Source organism: Agrobacterium salinitolerans, from assembly GCF_002008225.1.
Taxonomy (GTDB): domain Bacteria; phylum Pseudomonadota; class Alphaproteobacteria; order Rhizobiales; family Rhizobiaceae; genus Agrobacterium; species Agrobacterium salinitolerans.
Genome location: NZ_MRDH01000023.1, coordinates 102,783 through 118,563, shown reverse-complemented (window position 1 = coordinate 118,563; position 15,781 = coordinate 102,783). Strand labels below are relative to the sequence as shown.

General features: G+C 59.9%; 17 protein-coding genes. 12 read left to right on the top strand and 5 right to left on the bottom strand.

Annotated features, from left to right (window positions below):
* Nucleotides 1-416: 416 nt before the first annotated feature.
* The 7 genes from odc2 (at nucleotide 417) to BS627_RS16390 (ending at nucleotide 5,962) form a co-directional block, all read left to right on the top strand.
* Nucleotides 417-1,550: an ornithine/lysine decarboxylase gene (odc2, locus tag BS627_RS16420; protein ID WP_077984247.1), complete on the top strand. Its 1,134-nt coding sequence runs from the start codon at nucleotides 417-419 to the stop codon at nucleotides 1,548-1,550.
* Nucleotides 1,551-1,800: 250 nt separating this feature from the next.
* Complete coding sequence (locus tag BS627_RS16415; protein ID WP_077984246.1) at nucleotides 1,801-2,370, top strand: GNAT family N-acetyltransferase; 570 nt, start codon at nucleotides 1,801-1,803, stop codon at nucleotides 2,368-2,370.
* Between the two features lie 142 nt (nucleotides 2,371-2,512).
* On the top strand, nucleotides 2,513-2,914 hold the full coding sequence (locus tag BS627_RS16410; RefSeq protein ID WP_077984245.1) for a MarR family winged helix-turn-helix transcriptional regulator: 402 nt from the start codon (nucleotides 2,513-2,515) through the stop codon (nucleotides 2,912-2,914).
* Nucleotides 2,915-3,003: 89 nt separating this feature from the next.
* Nucleotides 3,004-4,299 (top strand): MFS transporter, encoded by a 1,296-nt coding sequence (locus tag BS627_RS16405; protein WP_077984244.1) that lies wholly within the window; start codon nucleotides 3,004-3,006, stop codon nucleotides 4,297-4,299.
* A gap of 31 nt (nucleotides 4,300-4,330) precedes the next feature.
* A complete protein-coding gene (locus tag BS627_RS24360; protein ID WP_131829426.1) occupies nucleotides 4,331-4,546 on the top strand; it encodes a hypothetical protein in 216 nt (71 codons plus the stop codon).
* A 64-nt stretch (nucleotides 4,547-4,610) separates the two neighbouring features.
* Entirely contained in the window at nucleotides 4,611-5,309 is a 699-nt protein-coding gene (locus BS627_RS16395; RefSeq protein WP_077984242.1) for an OmpW/AlkL family protein, read from the top strand.
* Between the two features lie 209 nt (nucleotides 5,310-5,518).
* Nucleotides 5,519-5,962, top strand: coding sequence for a glyoxalase superfamily protein (locus BS627_RS16390; RefSeq protein WP_077984241.1), 444 nt, complete (start codon nucleotides 5,519-5,521; stop codon nucleotides 5,960-5,962).
* A gap of 71 nt (nucleotides 5,963-6,033) precedes the next feature.
* Here the strand turns inward: BS627_RS16390 and BS627_RS16385 are convergent, their stop codons facing one another.
* From BS627_RS16385 to ugpB, 4 genes are all read right to left on the bottom strand, one after another.
* Nucleotides 6,034-7,095: a sn-glycerol-3-phosphate import ATP-binding protein UgpC gene (locus BS627_RS16385; RefSeq protein ID WP_077984240.1), complete on the bottom strand. Its 1,062-nt coding sequence runs from the start codon at nucleotides 7,093-7,095 to the stop codon at nucleotides 6,034-6,036.
* On the bottom strand, nucleotides 7,095-7,943 hold the full coding sequence (gene ugpE / locus BS627_RS16380) for a sn-glycerol-3-phosphate ABC transporter permease UgpE (RefSeq protein ID WP_077984239.1): 849 nt from the start codon (nucleotides 7,941-7,943) through the stop codon (nucleotides 7,095-7,097). Before ugpE ends, BS627_RS16385 begins: the two co-directional genes overlap by 1 nt.
* A gap of 9 nt (nucleotides 7,944-7,952) precedes the next feature.
* Nucleotides 7,953-8,834 carry a sn-glycerol-3-phosphate ABC transporter permease UgpA gene (gene ugpA, locus BS627_RS16375; protein WP_077984238.1) on the bottom strand — a complete coding sequence of 294 codons (882 nt, stop codon included), beginning with the start codon at nucleotides 8,832-8,834 and terminating at the stop codon, nucleotides 7,953-7,955.
* Nucleotides 8,835-8,903: 69 nt separating this feature from the next.
* A complete protein-coding gene (gene ugpB, locus BS627_RS16370; RefSeq protein ID WP_169538598.1) occupies nucleotides 8,904-10,214 on the bottom strand; it encodes a sn-glycerol-3-phosphate ABC transporter substrate-binding protein UgpB in 1,311 nt (436 codons plus the stop codon).
* A 338-nt stretch (nucleotides 10,215-10,552) separates the two neighbouring features.
* On the opposite strand from ugpB, the gene BS627_RS16365 reads away from it, so the two are divergent.
* The 3 genes from BS627_RS16365 (at nucleotide 10,553) to BS627_RS16355 (ending at nucleotide 12,460) form a co-directional block, all read left to right on the top strand.
* Nucleotides 10,553-11,659 carry a CobW family GTP-binding protein gene (locus BS627_RS16365; RefSeq protein WP_476726633.1) on the top strand — a complete coding sequence of 369 codons (1,107 nt, stop codon included), beginning with the start codon at nucleotides 10,553-10,555 and terminating at the stop codon, nucleotides 11,657-11,659.
* Nucleotides 11,656-11,925 (top strand): hypothetical protein, encoded by a 270-nt coding sequence (locus tag BS627_RS16360; protein ID WP_077984236.1) that lies wholly within the window; start codon nucleotides 11,656-11,658, stop codon nucleotides 11,923-11,925. The genes BS627_RS16365 and BS627_RS16360 overlap by 4 nt, the downstream gene beginning before the upstream one ends.
* Before the next feature lie 97 nt (nucleotides 11,926-12,022).
* Nucleotides 12,023-12,460, top strand: a complete 438-nt coding sequence (locus tag BS627_RS16355; protein WP_077984235.1) for a YqaA family protein — start codon at nucleotides 12,023-12,025, stop codon at nucleotides 12,458-12,460.
* Between the two features lie 93 nt (nucleotides 12,461-12,553).
* Here BS627_RS16355 and zigA read toward each other — a convergent pair whose 3' ends face one another.
* Entirely contained in the window at nucleotides 12,554-13,759 is a 1,206-nt protein-coding gene (zigA, locus tag BS627_RS16350; RefSeq protein ID WP_077984234.1) for a zinc metallochaperone GTPase ZigA, read from the bottom strand.
* A 296-nt stretch (nucleotides 13,760-14,055) separates the two neighbouring features.
* Here zigA and aztA point away from each other — a divergent pair, with 296 nt between their 5' ends.
* Complete coding sequence (aztA, locus tag BS627_RS16345; RefSeq protein WP_077984233.1) at nucleotides 14,056-14,901, top strand: zinc ABC transporter ATP-binding protein AztA; 846 nt, start codon at nucleotides 14,056-14,058, stop codon at nucleotides 14,899-14,901.
* Complete coding sequence (gene aztB, locus BS627_RS16340) at nucleotides 14,894-15,760, top strand: zinc ABC transporter permease AztB (protein WP_077984362.1); 867 nt, start codon at nucleotides 14,894-14,896, stop codon at nucleotides 15,758-15,760. Before aztA ends, aztB begins: the two co-directional genes overlap by 8 nt.
* Nucleotides 15,761-15,781: the final 21 nt, after the last annotated feature.

Sequence of the window (15,781 nt, the reverse complement as noted above, 5' to 3'; positions counted from 1 at the left end):
TCTTATCTCCCGTGCTGCCCAAAGTCGCACGTGCCCATGTGTGTCCGCCGAGTCCTCGATGTGGTGAGGATTTAGGTAAGGTACCTGGAACTAACCCCTCCAGTCGCTATTCCGGCCAACCGGGAAATGCGAGGACATACGAAGCAACGACGGTGCGGGCCTTTCTGGTTCTCTGCCGGCTTTCCATCAGCCGGGGTACTAAAGAGGCACACCATCATTGCCTGAAGTGCGGTCGGGTCATTCCCTCCAATCAATGGCAGACAAAGCCGAATGATGCTCTGGCAGGGCGTCGTTCACATTCGCGCCTTGAGCGTATGCTATCGATTCTGCGCCTCCACCGGCTGATTCGAATGCATATCTCGAGCGTCCTTTGTCCTTCGGATTTTTCCGAAGCCGGTTTAACAGGGAATACATCGATGACGACTGCACGCATTCTCGACTTCATCAAGACCCGACGTCCCGAAGGCCCTTGCCTCGTGGTTGATCTCGACGTCGTGCGCGACAATTTCAACGCTTTCCGGCACTCCCTGCCGAACAGCGCCATCTACTATGCCGTCAAGGCAAACCCGGCTCCGGAAATCCTGAAGCTGCTCGCTTCGCTCGGCTCCAACTTCGATTGCGCCTCCGTGGCTGAAATCCAGATGGCGCTCGATGCCGGTGCGACGGCCGACCGTATCTCCTTCGGCAACACCATCAAGAAGGAACGCGATGTTGCACGCGCCCATGCGCTCGGCATCGATCTCTTCGCCGTGGACAGCCATGAGGAAGTCGAGAAGGTCGCCCGCGCCGCTCCCGGCGCGCACGTCTTCTGCCGCGTGCTGACGGATGGCGAAGGTGCGGAATGGCCGCTGTCGCGCAAGTTCGGCTGCGTGCCGCAGATGGCTGTCGACGTTCTCGTTTACGCCCATCAGCTCGGTCTCGAATCCTACGGCGTATCCTTCCACGTCGGTTCGCAGATGATGAATCTCGACGCATGGGATGCGGCGCTGGCCGATGCCAAGCGCGTCTTTGCGTCGCTTGCCAAGCAGGGCATCCACCTGCAGATGGTCAATATGGGTGGCGGTTTCCCGACCAAGTATCTGCGCGACGTTCCGGCTGCCGAAGAATACGGCCAGGCGATCGACACGGCACTGCGCAAGCACTTCGGCAACCAGATCCCGAAGACGATCATCGAGCCGGGCCGCGGCATGGTGGGCAATGCCGGCGTCATCAAGGCGGAAGTCGTTCTTGTCTCGAAGAAGTCCGACAATGACAACCACCGCTGGGTGTTCCTCGACATCGGCAAATTCGGTGGTCTCGCCGAGACGATGGACGAGGCGATCCGTTACCCGATCCGCACCGAGCGCGATCAGGACGAGATGGAGCCCTGCGTTCTGGCCGGCCCGACCTGCGACAGCGCCGATGTGCTGTATGAAAAGAACATGTACCCGCTGCCGGTCTCTCTGACCATCGGCGACGAAGTTCTGATCGAAGGCACGGGCGCCTATACGACCACCTATTCGGCGGTCGCCTTCAACGGCTTCGAACCGCTGAAGGCTTACGTCATCTAAGCATCGGGCCGAAAAGTGTAACGCGGTTTTCGGAAAACCCGATGCGCAGGTCAAAAAGTCCGAGCGCCGTCCGCTGAAAAGGGCGGCGTCTCGACCAAGCTTCCGTTCCGGCACTGCCGATTGTGCTGTTGCGCAAATCCCTGCTTGCTGCACCTCTTCCAGCCGAGGAAAGCGTGTCGGCGGGCCGGAACGGCTCCACCAATTTTCATCAAGGGCCGCGTGTGGGCGGTAGTGTGACGGGAGGCCAAGGATGGCCGCTCTTTTGAATTCGGTACGGTCGTTTTTCACGCCGCAGACATTTCATATCGATCAGGAAAATCCGGGCGATGTCGTCGCCCGTGAGAACCTGCTGGACCGCGCCATGGGCGCAGGCCGCCGCCGCAAGTCTTCCGAAAAGCTGCGCGCCGGCCGCGTTCCGGCCGAAGGCTTGGCGCTCGTCGCCCGCGATGAGGACGGCCATGTCATCGGCACGGTGCGCCTGTGGAACGTCGAGGCCGGCATCTCGCGCGAAGGCCGCGCCGTCGAAGCGCTGCTGCTCGGCCCGCTGGCCGTCGATGCCGCCCATGAGGGGAAAGGCATCGGCTCGGCGCTGATGCGCGCTGCCATTGCCGAGGCAACCAAGCGAGGCCACGGCGCCGTTCTTCTGGTTGGCGATGCACCTTATTACGAGCGCTTCGGCTTTTTCCCCGACAAGGCCCAGCACCTCATCATGCCCGGCCCGTTCGAGCGCAGCCGTTTCCTGGCGCTGGAGCTGAAAGCCGGCTGGCTTGATGGCGTTGCCGGCCTGCTGGTGGCAAGCGGCCGCAGGCTCTCTGCCTGAGATAAGGCCCGATACTGATATCAACCCCCGGCCTAAAACCGGGGTTTGTTTTTACGCTGTGATCCGAGCGCGCGGTCTTTCCCGTCGATAGTTTTCAGTCGCCTCTTGCGCATAGAAATTTACGGGTATATACCCGAGACAAATGCCAAATGATCGTTGCCACTGCATTCTGTTGCGCAAAGCATCCCGCAAGGTTTCGTCTTATTATGACGAGGCGCTGGCGCCGCTTGGCGTCAATATCGGTCAGTTCAGCCTGTTGCGGAATATCAACCGCACCGCGCCTGTCTCGCTGACCGATCTGGCCGCGCGGGTGGAACTGGATCGTTCCACAGTCGGCCGCAACGCCAAGGTGCTGGCTCGCATGGGTCTGGTGGCCATCGGTCACGGCGAGGATCAACGGGAAGCGATGCTGACCGTGACGAGGGAAGGGCATGCGATCCTGAAAGCGGGCGCGCCGCTCTGGGATGGGGTGCAGGATGAAATCGAGGCCCGGCTTGGGCCTGAGAAGACAGCACAATTACAGGAACTGCTCACAGCTCTGTAATTTTTTGGGACATAAGCGGGTATCTGCCCGCAATATAGGGTATATACCCGTAAACTATCGGCCGCGGCCGCTGGAAAGGGAATTTGAACATGCTCTCCACACGCCTCGCCAGCTGGATGGCCGGCAGAAATCTGCACTATGGCTGGCTCGTTGCTGCAACCACCTTCCTGACGATGTTGGCCACCGCCGGTGCGATGGGGTCCGCAGGGGTGATGATCCAGCCGCTGCATCAGGAATTCGGCTGGGATATCGCCGATATTTCCTCCGCAATGGCCGTCAGGCTGGTGCTTTTTGGCCTGCTCGGGCCTTTTGCCGCCGCCTTCATGAATCATTTCGGCGTCCGGCAGGTGGTGTCCACCGCGCTTGCCCTGATCATGGGCGGCATTGTCGCCTCTTTCTTCATGACTGAGGTATGGCAATTGCTGCTGCTCTGGGGCGTGGTGATCGGCATCGGCACCGGCATGACCGCGCTGGTATTGGGCGCTACCGTGGCGACACGCTGGTTCTCCAAGCGTCGCGGCCTGGTGATCGGCCTCATGACGGCGAGCAACGCTACCGGCCAGCTGGTTTTCCTGCCGCTGCTGGCGGCGTTGACGGAAGCCTACGGCTGGCGAACCGCTTTGACCCTTTCCGTTGCGGTGATCGCAACCGCGATGGTCCTCGTGCTGCTTTTGATGCGTGACCATCCCGCCGATGTCGGCCTGCCGGCCTATGGCGAGACAGCGGTGGCAAAACCGGTCAAGCAGGATCACAATCTCCTCGCCACACTGGCATCGCCGCTGGTGACCTTGAAGAGCGTATCGGGCAACCCGGTGTTCTGGGTGCTTTTCGGCACTTTCTTTGTCTGCGGGCTTTCGACCAACGGTCTCATCCAGACCCACTGGATTTCGATCTGCGGCGATTTCGGCATGGCCGCGGTGACGGCGGCGGGTACGCTGGCGGTAATCGGTATTTTCGATTTCTTCGGCACCATCTTCGCCGGCTGGCTTTCCGACCGGTTCGACAATCGCTTCCTGCTTTTCTGGTTCTACGGTCTGCGTGGCCTGTCCCTGCTTTATCTCTCATTCTCGGGGTTCAGCTTCGTGGAGCTTTCGGTCTTCGCCGTCTTTTATGGGCTGGATTGGGTGGCGACCGTACCGCCGACGGTGAAACTTGCCGCCGAGAATTTCGGCCGTGAAAAGGCCGGTCTCGTTTTCGGCTGGGTGTTTGCCGGCCATCAGTTGGGAGCCGCCACCGCCGCCTTTGGCGCCGGGTTCTTCAAGAGCGATTTCGATACCTATATGCCCGCACTGCAGATTGCCGGTCTGATGTGCATGATCGCGGCCGTCTCGGTTCTGCTTCTGCGCAAGCCGGGCTCCACAACCCTTACGCCCCAGGCCGCGTGATAGAGATGATGCACTGGAAGGAGGCCTGCAAATGCAGGCCTTTTTTGTATTTTTCCGGTATCTGCCGGGCGCGTTGTGCATCCGCTTTTCGATCGCTGGACGGCGCTTGTTGCGTAATTGTCACAATGTTTGCCGGTTGATCGTTCCGATCCATGATCGGCGTCCCGGTTTGATCCATCTCAATCGGCCTGCCTTCCCCTTCGTCATAGTGGTTCCGAAGCGGTTGCGGCGGGCGAAGATTCGCTAAAGCCCACCGTCATCAGCCGGTTCCGGGGACTTGCCCGGCTGCAGTGCGCTATAGGAGAGATGGAATGACGAACAGAAACAAAAAAACCGCCTTGTTTGCCAGTGTCGCGGCTGGTGTTGCGGCCATGCTGGTATCCGCCAATGCCATGGCCGCCGATCTGGCCCAGGCAGCGCCGACCCCCACCGCCGAAGAGGCGATTGCGGCGGCAAGCCCGTGGATGCTGCGCGTGCGCGGCCTCGGCGTCATCACCCATGACAGCGGCAGCGTCGATGGCGTGCCGGGCGCGGGCCTGTCCTATTCGGACACCGTGATCCCGGAACTCGACATCAGCTATTTCTTCACCGAAAACTTTGCGGCCGAACTCATCCTCGGCACCACCTATGCCAAGATCAACGGCGAGGGCGTGCTCGCCGGCACGCCTGTCGGCAAGACCTGGCTGCTGCCGCCGACGCTGACGCTGCAATATCACTTCACCGATTTCGGCGCTTTCAAGCCCTATATCGGCGCGGGCGTGAACTATTCGCTGTTCTATAACCAGACGGAAAAGCCCGGTTTCAGCAATCTCGACGTCAAGAACAAGCTTGGTGCAGCCGTACAGGTCGGTTTCGATTATATGCTGGACGAGCATTGGGGCGTGAACTTCGACGTGAAGAAAATCTTCCTCAAGACCGACTGGACCGCCGAACTGGGTGGCACGCCGATCAGCGGCAAGGCCAAGCTCGATCCCTGGCTGATCGGCGCGGGTATCACCTATCGCTTCTGATCACGGGATCGGCTGCGCGCTGCCTTTGACGGGCGACGCTTTCTGAGCTATAGGGACGGCCACGGGCGTAAGAGCCCCGGCCGTCCGCAGGTGTTTACGCCCTTGGTGAAGCTCTTTCTTCAATAACGGTCATCCCATGTTTTGCATGTCGTCGATGGCAACGCGGACCCCCTTCGGAATAGTCGGCATGCGCATGTTGGAGAACCGTTATGAACGTGTCCAAACCGCTTCCCGCGCTTGAGGGGCTGAAAGAACAGGCAAAACGCCTGCGCGCCGCCCTTGAGGATCAGGGGCAAGCAATCACCCATTCGAAAGCGCTGGAACTCATCGCCGCGCAATATGGCTTCCGCGACTGGAACACCCTCCACGCATCGGCCGGCAACCGCCCCGCCTTCAACCCCTATCTTCTGGGGTCAAGGGTGGAAGGTTTTTACCTCGGCCAACCCTTCGTGGCTTCCGTTCTAGGTGTGCAGGCGCTCGGCGGCGATCCCGAACGCTACCGGCTGACCCTGCATCTCGATGATCCCGTGGATGTGGTGACTTTCGAAAGCTTTTCCGCTTTCCGGCAGCGCGTTCATTGCAATGTCGATACGTCCGGCCGCACCGTGGAGAAAACCTCCAATGGCCGGCCGCAGGTGGAACTCGTCTGGTAAGGAGCTGGCGGAGATTCTAGCGATAGTGCGAGCACCCGCCGACTGGCGGGTGTCCCTTTTCGTAGGCAAGTTTAGATTCTCTTCCCCGCCGCATCGAACAGGTGAAAATCCTTTGCCTGTGCGGCTATCTTCAGCGTTTCGCCGATGCGCAGTTGCGAGCGGCCGTGAACGCGGAAAACGATGGTGGTGCCGTCAGCGAAGGAGCCGTGCACGTAGCTTTCCGCGCCCACCAGCTCCACGGCGTCCACCTGCACGGTTCCGGTGAAGGCGGCATCTGCGGGGGCTTCATCGGCGAGAGTAATATCTTCGGGGCGGATGCCGAGCGTGGCGACGCCCTGCGGCAGTGCCGGGGTTCCCTGCACCGACCAGCCGGAAGAGCCGTTTGCCGATGTCGCGTCATGGTTCAGCAGGTTCATGGAAGGCGAGCCGATAAAGGTGGCGACGAAGGTGGTGGCCGGTTTTTCGTAAAGCTCAATCGGCGTGCCCATCTGCTCGATACGGCCGGCATTCAGCACCACCAGCCGGTCGGCCAGCGTCATCGCCTCCATCTGGTCATGGGTGACATAAACGCTTGTCGTGGCGAGCGAACGTTGCAGGCGGCGGATTTCCACGCGCATCTGCACACGCAGCTTGGCATCGAGGTTGGAGAGCGGCTCGTCGAACAGGAAGGCCGCCGGCTTGCGCACGATGGCGCGGCCCATGGCCACACGCTGGCGCTGGCCGCCGGAAAGCTGGCGCGGTTTGCGCTCCAGGAACTGTTCGATCTCCAGCGCCTTTGCCGCCTCGGTAATTCGCCGTTCGATCTCCTCCTTCGGCGTATTGCGGTTCTTCAGGCCATAGGCAAGGTTTTGGCGCACCGTCATATGCGGATAAAGCGCATAATTCTGGAACACCATGGCGATATCGCGGTCGGAGGGCTCGAGATCGTTGACGACCCGTTCGCCGATGACGATCTGGCCGCCGGAAATACCTTCCAGACCGGCGATCATGCGCAGCAGGGTAGATTTTCCACAGCCGGAGGGGCCGACCAGGACGATCATTTCGCCGTCGGCGATGTCCATCGACACGCCCTTGATGGCCTCGACATTGCCGCCATAAACCTTGCGGACGTCTTTCAGCGCAATTTTTGCCATTACTTTTCGGTCTCCACCAAACCTTTGACGAACCAGCGCTGCATCAGCACCACAACGATAATCGGGGGGATGATGGCGAGGATCGCCGTCACCATCACATAATTCCAGGGCGTCGAAGCGTCGGTAAAATCCACCATGCGCTTGAGGCCGATGATGATCGTGTTCATCTTGGCGTCGTTGGTGACGAGCAGCGGCCAGAGATATTGGGTCCAGCCATAGATGAACAGGATCACGAACAGAGCGGCGATATTGGTTCTCGACAGCGGCAGCAGGATATCCCGCATGAAGCGGAACGGGCCGGCATTGTCGATGCGCGCCGCCTCGACCAGTTCACCGGGAATGGTCAGGAAGAACTGCCGGAACAGGAAGGTCGCCGTCGCGGACGCCATTAATGGCAGCGTCAGTCCCGCATAGGTGTCGATCAGCCCAAGATCGACGATGACCTTGTAGGTCGGCAGGATACGCACTTCCACCGGCAGCATCAGCGTGATGAAGATCATCCAGAAAAAGCCCATGCGGAAGGGAAAGCGGAAAAACACGATGGCGAAGGCCGACAGGAACGAAATGACGATCTTGCCGATGGCGATGGCGAGCGCCACGACGAAGCTGTTGAACAACAGCCGTTCGAGGCTCACACCGACCACTCTTTCGACACCGCCAACCATGGCCTCGGCGTAATTGGCGCCAAGATGGTCACCGGGCAGGAGAGACATGGGCGGGCGGATGATATCCGTCGACGTCATGGAGGAGGCGACGAAGGTGTAATAGATCGGGAAGGCCACGATGATGATGCCGAGTACCAGCATCAGATGGGCGACCACACGGGCGACCGGGCGATTTTCAATCATGGGAAATCCTCAGCCGTAATGCACGCGCTTCTCGACGAAGCGGAACTGGAAGGCGGTGAGCGCTATGACGATCACCATCAGGATCACGGATTGCGCGGCGGAAGAGCCGAGATTGAGGTTCACGAAGCCATCATTATAGACTTTGTAGACCAGTGTTTCCGTCGCCTTGGCAGGGCCGCCACCGGTGACGGCATGGATGATGCCAAAGGTATCGAAGAAGGCGTAGACCGTGTTGACGACCAGAAGGAAGAAGGTGGTTGGTGCTAGCAGCGGGAAAACGATGGTCCAGAAGCGCCGCGAACCGCGCGCGCCGTCAATGGAGGCGGCTTCCAGCAGTGATTTAGGAATTGCCTGCAAGCCTGCGACAAAAAACAGGAAATTGTAACTGATCTGCTTCCAGGCGGCAGCCGCGACGACGAGCAGCATGGCCTGGTCGCCGTTGAGCAGCGGGTCCCACATGATGCCGTTACGGCGCAGGATATAGGAGAAGGTGCCCATGGCCGGGTTGAACATGAAGAGCCACAACATGCCGGCAACCGCAGGGGCGACGGCATAGGGCATGATCATCATGGTGCGGTAAAAGCCCTTGCCGCGCACAACGCGGTCGGCAGCCGTCGCCAGAAGCAGCGCCAGCCCCATGGAGACGAGCGCGGTCAGGATGCTGAAGATGATCGTGACCTGCAGCGAGTTCAGATAGCTTTCGTCTGAAAGCACAGCGGAAAAATTCGCCAGACCGACGAAATTGCTGTTCAGCCCGAAGGCATCCTCGCGCATGGTCGATTGGTAAAGCGCCTGGCTTGCCGGCCAGAAGAAAAAAATCACCGTGAGGATGATCTGCGGCGCGACCAGCAGATAGGGCAGGATTTTGTTGGGGAATACGACGCTTTGCACGGCGATCTCCTGATGAGATGGGAATGCCGCCCGCACCCTGTCGAGGATGCGGGCGGGGCAGGGGATCGTTTAGTTGCCGGCGGCCTGCTTGATGGCGGCGTCACCGCGCTCCACGATCTTGTCGAGGGCGGCTTTCGCGTCCTGCTTGCCGGCCAGCATCGCCTCGAACTCTTCATTCATGATATCGCGCACCTGTGGCAGGTTCACGAGACGCACGCCCTTGGAGTTTTCTGTCGGCGGCTTGCCCATCATCTGCAGCAGCGGCGTTTCACGGGCGGGGTTCTTGTCATAAAATCCGGATTTCTTGGTTTCCTCATAGGCCGCGATCGTCACCGGCATGTAACCGGAGACCTGATGCAGGCGCGCCTGAATCTTGGTCTGGGAGAGGAAGTGGAAGAACTCGGCCACGCCCTTATATTCGGCGTCGCTTTTGCCGCCGAAGACCCAGAGGCTGGCGCCACCGGGAATGGTGTTCTGCGGACCATGGCCCTCATAATAAGGAAGCTGGCCGATGCCGTAATTCATGCCGGTCTTGACGATATCGCCAAGGCCGCCGGAGGATTCGGTCAGGATGCCGCATTCGCCGGACATGAACAGCTGCTTGGCTTCTGAAGTGCGGCCGCCATAACGGAAAGTGCCGTCCTTCGCGAGGTCTGCAATCGCCTGGAAATGCTCGACGAAGAGCGGCGCATTGACCGCAAGTTTCACATCCGTGCCACCAAGACCGTTTTCATTGCTGCCATAGGAGACGTTGTTCCAGGCGGCGAAGTTCTCGGTCTGGATCCAGGTGAGCCAGGTGGAGGTGAAACCGCATTGGGCGGCGCCGCTGGTCTTGATCTTCTTGGCGGCTTCGAAAACTTCCGGCCACGTCTTCGGCGGGTTGTCGGCGTCGAGGCCGGCTTTCTGGAAGATATCCTTGTTGTAATAGAGGATCGGCGAGGACGAATTGTAGGGGAAGGACAGCATGGTGCCGTCGGGCTTGGAATAATAGGCCACGATGCCGGCCAGATATTCATCCTTGTTGAAGGTGTATCCCCCTTCCTTCAGGACGTCCGCAACGGGCTTGATGGCGCCGGCGGCCCCCATCATCACGCCCGAACCGGCATCGAAGACCTGAATGATCGCCGGCGGCTGCTTGGCGCGGAACGCCGCAATCCCGGCATTCAGCGTCTCCGGGTAAGTACCCTTGAAGACCGGTGTGATCTTGTATTCTTTCTGGCTGTCGTTGAATTCTTTCGCAAGCGTATCCACGACCTCGTTATTCGCGCCGGTCATGGCGTGCCACCACTGAATCTCCGTCGCAGCGAAAGCATTCGATGTGACAAAAAACGAAAGCGCGGATGCCGCAGCAAGGCGGTAGCTGAGTTTTTTCAAGGCGATTCCTCCCGTTATGAAAACAGTAAAAGATACAGCCCCTTATTGCAGTCGTTCCTCCGTGATCCGGCTGCGGGCGATCTTTTCTGCATTAGCGATCTGATTAAAAGCGAACTCTAATGAAAATGCAAGAGAACGTGGAACGATTAAAACGAAAGTGAAGGAAACGGTTTTATTATTCCATTTTCTTCGTTCCGTGGTTTTTTCATGCGCCTGCCCGTTGGCGACGCGCTGGCGCTGGTTTAGCGCGCGCCAGAAATCAAATAATCGCAATTGATATGTTATTACATTACGTACTATGGTGCGGCGAATTTTTGGATGGTGAAGGTGCGGATATGTTCGGAATGAAGCGGAAGAATGCGGTCGATCCCAGGGACGATTCGGCCGTCGCGCCACCTGCCCGCACAGTGCCGGTTACCCTGCTGACGGGTTTTCTGGGCGCAGGCAAGACGACGTTGCTGAATGCGCTTCTGACTGAGCCGGCCATGCGCGACGCCGCGGTCATCGTCAATGAATTCGGCGCAGTTCCCATTGATCACGGTCTGGTGCGGACGGGGTCTGAGCGATATTTCAGAACGACAACGGGCTGCATCTGCTGCACCGCCACCAGCGATATTCGCACTTCGCTTTACGAGCTGCATCAGGCCTTTCTGGAAGGGGTGATGCCGGAAGTATCGCGGGTCGTCATCGAAACCACCGGCCTTGCCGATCCCGCACCTATCATCAACAGCCTGATCGCTGGCGGAACGCCGGCGCTTGGCCTGCGCGATCACATCGTGGCGCGGCATTTTCATCTTTCCGGCGTGGTCACGGCTTTCGACGTTGTCTCCGGCCCGGCGATGCTCGACAGCTTTATCGAAGGCTGGAAACAGCTTGCCTTTGCCGATCATATCGTCCTGACGAAAACCGATCTTGTCGATGCTGCAGCCGTGGACCGCGAAAGCCTCGCCGATCTCAATCCTGCGGCCTCGTTTCATGACCGCAATGCGGTCGATTTCGATCTGATGTCGTTGTTTGCAACCTCGGATTATTCGCTGCGCGGCAAGCCGGAGGATGCGCCGGGATGGCTTGCGGCAGACAGGCTGAGCCTTCATGCCGCCCACCAGCACGATATCAACCGCCATGGCGTCGGGGTCGAGGCTTTCGATCTTACCTTTGACGGCGCTTTTGATCCGCAAGCGATTGTCACTTTTCTGGAGCTCGTCACCAGCAATGTGCATTCCGGCCTGCTGCGACTCAAGGGAATTTTCGGCGCGACGGATGATCCGGAGCGACCGGTTATCGCCCATGCGGTACAGCATCGGCTTTATCCATTGACCCGCCTGGAGCGCTGGCCGGATGGCAATCGTGGCACGCGCATCGTGCTGATCGGCATGGATATGCCGCAGCAGCCGATCCGCGCTCTCTTCGAGACATTGGCCGCGCAGGCGGGGCGAAAGGGCAGGGTATGAACAATCCGCTTGCGCGCAGCGGCTCCGCAATCGTCTCGCAGGCCCGTCTTGTGAAGCAATGGTCCCGCGATTTGCTGCATCTCCACCCCGAAGACATTATTACAGTCACCGAGCTTTCCTGCGCCCTGCCGGATTGCCCGCCGCGCGAAACGGTGATCGTCATCCTGTCGGCTTCCGGCACAAGCCGGCAACTATCCATCCACAAGGCGCTTCTCGCCGTGGATCATGACGATATCGTGCGCGCCATCGCCGCGAATTCGGCTTGAGAACCCGTTTTCAGGCTCAAGATGCGCTTGACCGCCGCCGCCCTCATCCGCCACGTCAGGGGCAGCGACGGGATTCGTGGAGGATGAAGGGCGGGCAATGGCCGATCTGGCGGTATATGCGGGTTTGTTCCTGACGGCGTTCATAGCAGCGACCATTCTACCCATGCAGTCGGAGGCCGCATTGGCCGGCCTCATCCTTCTGAAATCACAGCCCGTCTGGCTGCTGGTCGTCGTGGCCAGCGCCGGCAATGTCGCCGGCTCCTTTGCGAACTGGCTGCTCGGCCGCGGCATCGAGCGCTTTCGGCGTGAACGCTGGTTTCCGGTCGGTGAGGCGGCGCTGGAGCGCGCCCAGAACTGGTATCGGCACTATGGCAAATGGTCCCTGCTGCTCAGCTGGGCGCCGCTGATCGGCGATCCGCTGACGGTTGCCGCCGGGATCATGAAGGAACCGCTGCCAGTGTTTCTGCTGCTGGTCACCGTCGCCAAGGTTGGGCGTTATCTCGTTCTGGCGCTGGTGACGCTGAATTTTCTGTAGTGTTTCGCAAGAAACGGGGCGGCCTGTTTCTTCTCCCCGGCGGGGAGAAGACGAAAGGCGCACACGCCCGGCTAAAATAAGGGCGAGGAACGATCAAGCCGCCTGCCGGTCCCAGCTTGCGAAAGGATCGGGCAGGTGCCGCCATGCATCCGGTGTGAATGCCTCGGTATCGATCAGGCAGGCGTCGAGCTGCGCGCGGATGCGCGCCTCGTTCATCGGATCGGAGCCGATGAAGACGATTTCCTGCCGGCGGTCACCGAAGACCGGATCGAGATAGGGCTTCATCATATCGAGGAACTGCTTCTCGCGCGGCCATTGCTCTTTCGGCACGGCGGACCACCACAGGCCCATCTTGCCGGTACGCACCAACGCGCCGGCCTGGCTGATCTCGCCGACATAACGCGGACGCGTCGCCAGCCAGAAGAAGCCCTTGGCGCGCACCACGCCTGGCCAGGCGCGGTCGATGAAGCGTTGGAACAGCACAGGGTCGAAGGGTTTTTTGGCGCGGTAAACAAAGGAGCGGATGCCATATTCCTCGGTTTCGGGAATGTGGTCCTTGAAGCCGTGCAATTCCTTGAACCATAGGGGGTGTTCTTCCGCCCTGGCGAAATCGAAACGGCCGGTGCCCAGAACCTCCTTCAACGCCACCTTGCCGAAATCGGCCTCGATGAGTTTTGCATCCGGGTTCAGCCCGACGATGATCTTGTGGGCGGCGTCCCGTTCCTCTGGCGTCGCGGTGCCGATCTTGTTGAGGACGACGACATCGGCAAATTCGATCTGCTCCACCAGGAGATCGACGATGGTGCGGTTGTCGCCATCGCCTGCCGTTTCACCCCGGTCGGCCAGAAAATCGGACGAACCGTAATCGTTGAGAAGATTGGCGGCATCCACCACCGTCACCATGGTGTCGAGACGCGCAACATCGGAAAGGCTGCGGCCGTTTTCGTCGCGAAAATCGAAGGTCGCAGCGACCGGAAGCGGCTCGGCGATGCCGGTGGATTCGATCAGCAGGTAATCGAAACGACCCTGTTCGGCCAGCGCCCGCACCTCCTTCAGGAGGTCGTCGCGCAGCGTGCAACAGATGCAGCCATTGGTCATTTCCACCAATTGCTCCTCCGTGCGGGAGAGATTGGCGCCGCCATCGCGCACCAGCGCGGCGTCGATATTGATCTCGCTCATGTCATTGACGATCAACGCCACACGCAGACCATCGCGATTGGCGAGAATATGGTTGAGGAGCGTCGTCTTGCCAGCGCCCAGAAAGCCGGAAAGCACGGTGACGGGAAGTTTGTGCGACATAAGGACCTCGTTCTTTGGCAACGCTCGCGTGCACCTCATGGCGACCACGCGGACGATCTGAAAACGACGGGTTCGGTGCTACCCCGTCTCTGTGATGTAACGTAATAACATTACAAATCGTCCGCCTGTCAACGGGCGACAGAAAAAAAGTGTCCCGCTATGCGGGGGCTGTGACTTATGCGAAGCGCAACGCATCTTTCCGATAGTTAATGTTATTTCATTACGTATTCGTTTGACGAATGTAATAACATTACATATCAAGGGCCATCGAATGACATCCTGCCTTGGAGGGATCGATGAGCGATCCGTGCCTCACCTTCAAAAACCTGACGCTTGGATATGCCGGCCGCGCGGCCGTGCATCATCTGAATGGCGATATCGCCAAAGGCTCGCTCACTGCGGTGGTCGGCGCCAATGGCTCTGGAAAATCGACGCTGATGAAAGGCATTGCCGGCATTTTGAAACCGCTCGGCGGGGAATGCCGGTTAAGCCCAAATCTGTCCGTCGCTTATCTGCCGCAGCAATCGGAACTCGACCGCTCCTTTCCGGCGCAGGTGCGGGATCTGGTGGCGCTTGGTCTCTGGCCGCAACGCGGCCTGCTTGGCCGCCACCGTCCCGAAGACCGGGCAGCGATGGGCCGCGTGATGGAGGCGGTCGGGCTTTCCGGTTTTGAAAAGCGAAATATAGACTCACTGTCCGGTGGCCAGATGCAGCGTGCCTTGTTTGCGCGCGCGATGTTGCAGGATGCGCAGCTGATCCTGCTCGACGAACCCTTCAATGCCGTCGATGAGAAGACTGTTGCCGACCTTATGGTCCTGATCAAGTCATGGGTGGCTGAGGGGCGCACGGTGCTGGCGGTCCTTCATGACTTCCAGCTCGTGCGGCAGCATTTTCCAGAGACCCTGTTCCTCGCCCGAAAGCTCGTCGGGCTGGGTCCTACGGCCGAGGTGTTGAAGTCCGAGAACATCCGGCAGGCGCGGCATTTTCACGAGGCGTGGGAAGAAAATGCGCCCTGGTGCGATCCGGCCGAAGCACCTTCGCTGCAGATCGTCGGGGCAAGTTCGCACGCTGCCGCCGCCCATTCCCATTCCCATTCCCATTCCCATGACCACTCACGCGCGAATTCGAATGCCCATGGCTGATATCTTCATCCAACCCTTCGTCCAATATGTCTTCATGCAGCGGGCGCTCGCCGGTGCGCTGATCCTTGCCATCAGCTGCGGCCCGGTCGGGGTGTTTCTGATGCTGCGCCGCATGAGCCTGACGGGCGACGCCATGTCTCATGCCATCCTGCCGGGGGCGGCAGTCGGGTTTCTGTTCTACGGGCTGGAAATCCTGCCCATGACCATCGGCGGGCTGGCTGTCGGCCTTCTGGTCGCGCTCGGCGCCGGCGCGGTGTCACGCTTCACCATCCAGAAGGAAGACGCTTCCCTTGCCGCCCTTTATCTCATCTCGCTTGCGCTCGGCGTGCTGCTCGTCTCATGGCGCGGTTCCAGCGTCGATCTCATGCATGTGCTGTTCGGCACGGTGCTGGCGCTGAACAATGAGGCGCTCGGCCTGATCGGCAGCATCTGCATCGTAACGTTGGTGGTGATGATCACCTTCTGGCGGGCGCTGCTGGCGGAATGCCTCGATCCCCTGTTTCTGCGCTCGGTCAGCAACTGGGGCAGCCCGGTGCATTTCCTCTTCCTTGCCATCGTTGTGCTCAATCTCGTCGGCGGCTTTCAGGCGCTGGGAACGCTGCTCTCGGTCGGGCTGATGATGCTGCCCGCCGCCGCCAGCCGCTTCTGGTCCAACCGTGTCGCACCAATGTGCTTCATTTCCATCGGCATCGGCATGGTGTCCTGCTTTGCGGGCCTGCTCCTTTCCTATCACGCATCGCTGCCATCAGGCCCGGCGATCATCCTGTCCGCGGGCGTCATTTACGCCCTCTCCATCCTCGTCGGCACGCGCGGCGTGCTCAGCGATCTTCTCGGTTCCGGCCGTCACAGGACGGCCTGAAAACAGCGTTCGAAAAAGGAG

Bases quoted from the DNA above. Each gene is read 5' to 3' on its own strand.
- odc2 (WP_077984247.1), top strand. From the start codon at position 417: ATGACGACTGCACGCATTCTCGACTTCATCAAGACCCGACGTCCCGAA.
- BS627_RS16405 (WP_077984244.1), top strand. From the start codon at position 3,004: ATGCTCTCCACACGCCTCGCCAGCTGGATGGCCGGCAGAAATCTGCAC.
- BS627_RS16390 (WP_077984241.1), top strand. From the start codon at position 5,519: ATGAACGTGTCCAAACCGCTTCCCGCGCTTGAGGGGCTGAAAGAACAG.
- zigA (WP_077984234.1), bottom strand. From the start codon at position 13,759: ATGTCGCACAAACTTCCCGTCACCGTGCTTTCCGGCTTTCTGGGCGCT.
- aztA (WP_077984233.1), top strand. From the start codon at position 14,056: ATGAGCGATCCGTGCCTCACCTTCAAAAACCTGACGCTTGGATATGCC.
- ugpE (WP_077984239.1), bottom strand. From the start codon at position 7,943: ATGATTGAAAATCGCCCGGTCGCCCGTGTGGTCGCCCATCTGATGCTG.
- BS627_RS24360 (WP_131829426.1), top strand. From the start codon at position 4,331: ATGCAGGCCTTTTTTGTATTTTTCCGGTATCTGCCGGGCGCGTTGTGC.
- BS627_RS16360 (WP_077984236.1), top strand. From the start codon at position 11,656: ATGAACAATCCGCTTGCGCGCAGCGGCTCCGCAATCGTCTCGCAGGCC.
- BS627_RS16415 (WP_077984246.1), top strand. From the start codon at position 1,801: ATGGCCGCTCTTTTGAATTCGGTACGGTCGTTTTTCACGCCGCAGACA.
- aztB (WP_077984362.1), top strand. From the start codon at position 14,894: ATGGCTGATATCTTCATCCAACCCTTCGTCCAATATGTCTTCATGCAG.
- BS627_RS16395 (WP_077984242.1), top strand. From the start codon at position 4,611: ATGACGAACAGAAACAAAAAAACCGCCTTGTTTGCCAGTGTCGCGGCT.
- BS627_RS16365 (WP_476726633.1), top strand. From the start codon at position 10,553: ATGAAGCGGAAGAATGCGGTCGATCCCAGGGACGATTCGGCCGTCGCG.
- BS627_RS16355 (WP_077984235.1), top strand. From the start codon at position 12,023: ATGGCCGATCTGGCGGTATATGCGGGTTTGTTCCTGACGGCGTTCATA.
- BS627_RS16410 (WP_077984245.1), top strand. From the start codon at position 2,513: ATGCCAAATGATCGTTGCCACTGCATTCTGTTGCGCAAAGCATCCCGC.
- BS627_RS16385 (WP_077984240.1), bottom strand. From the start codon at position 7,095: ATGGCAAAAATTGCGCTGAAAGACGTCCGCAAGGTTTATGGCGGCAAT.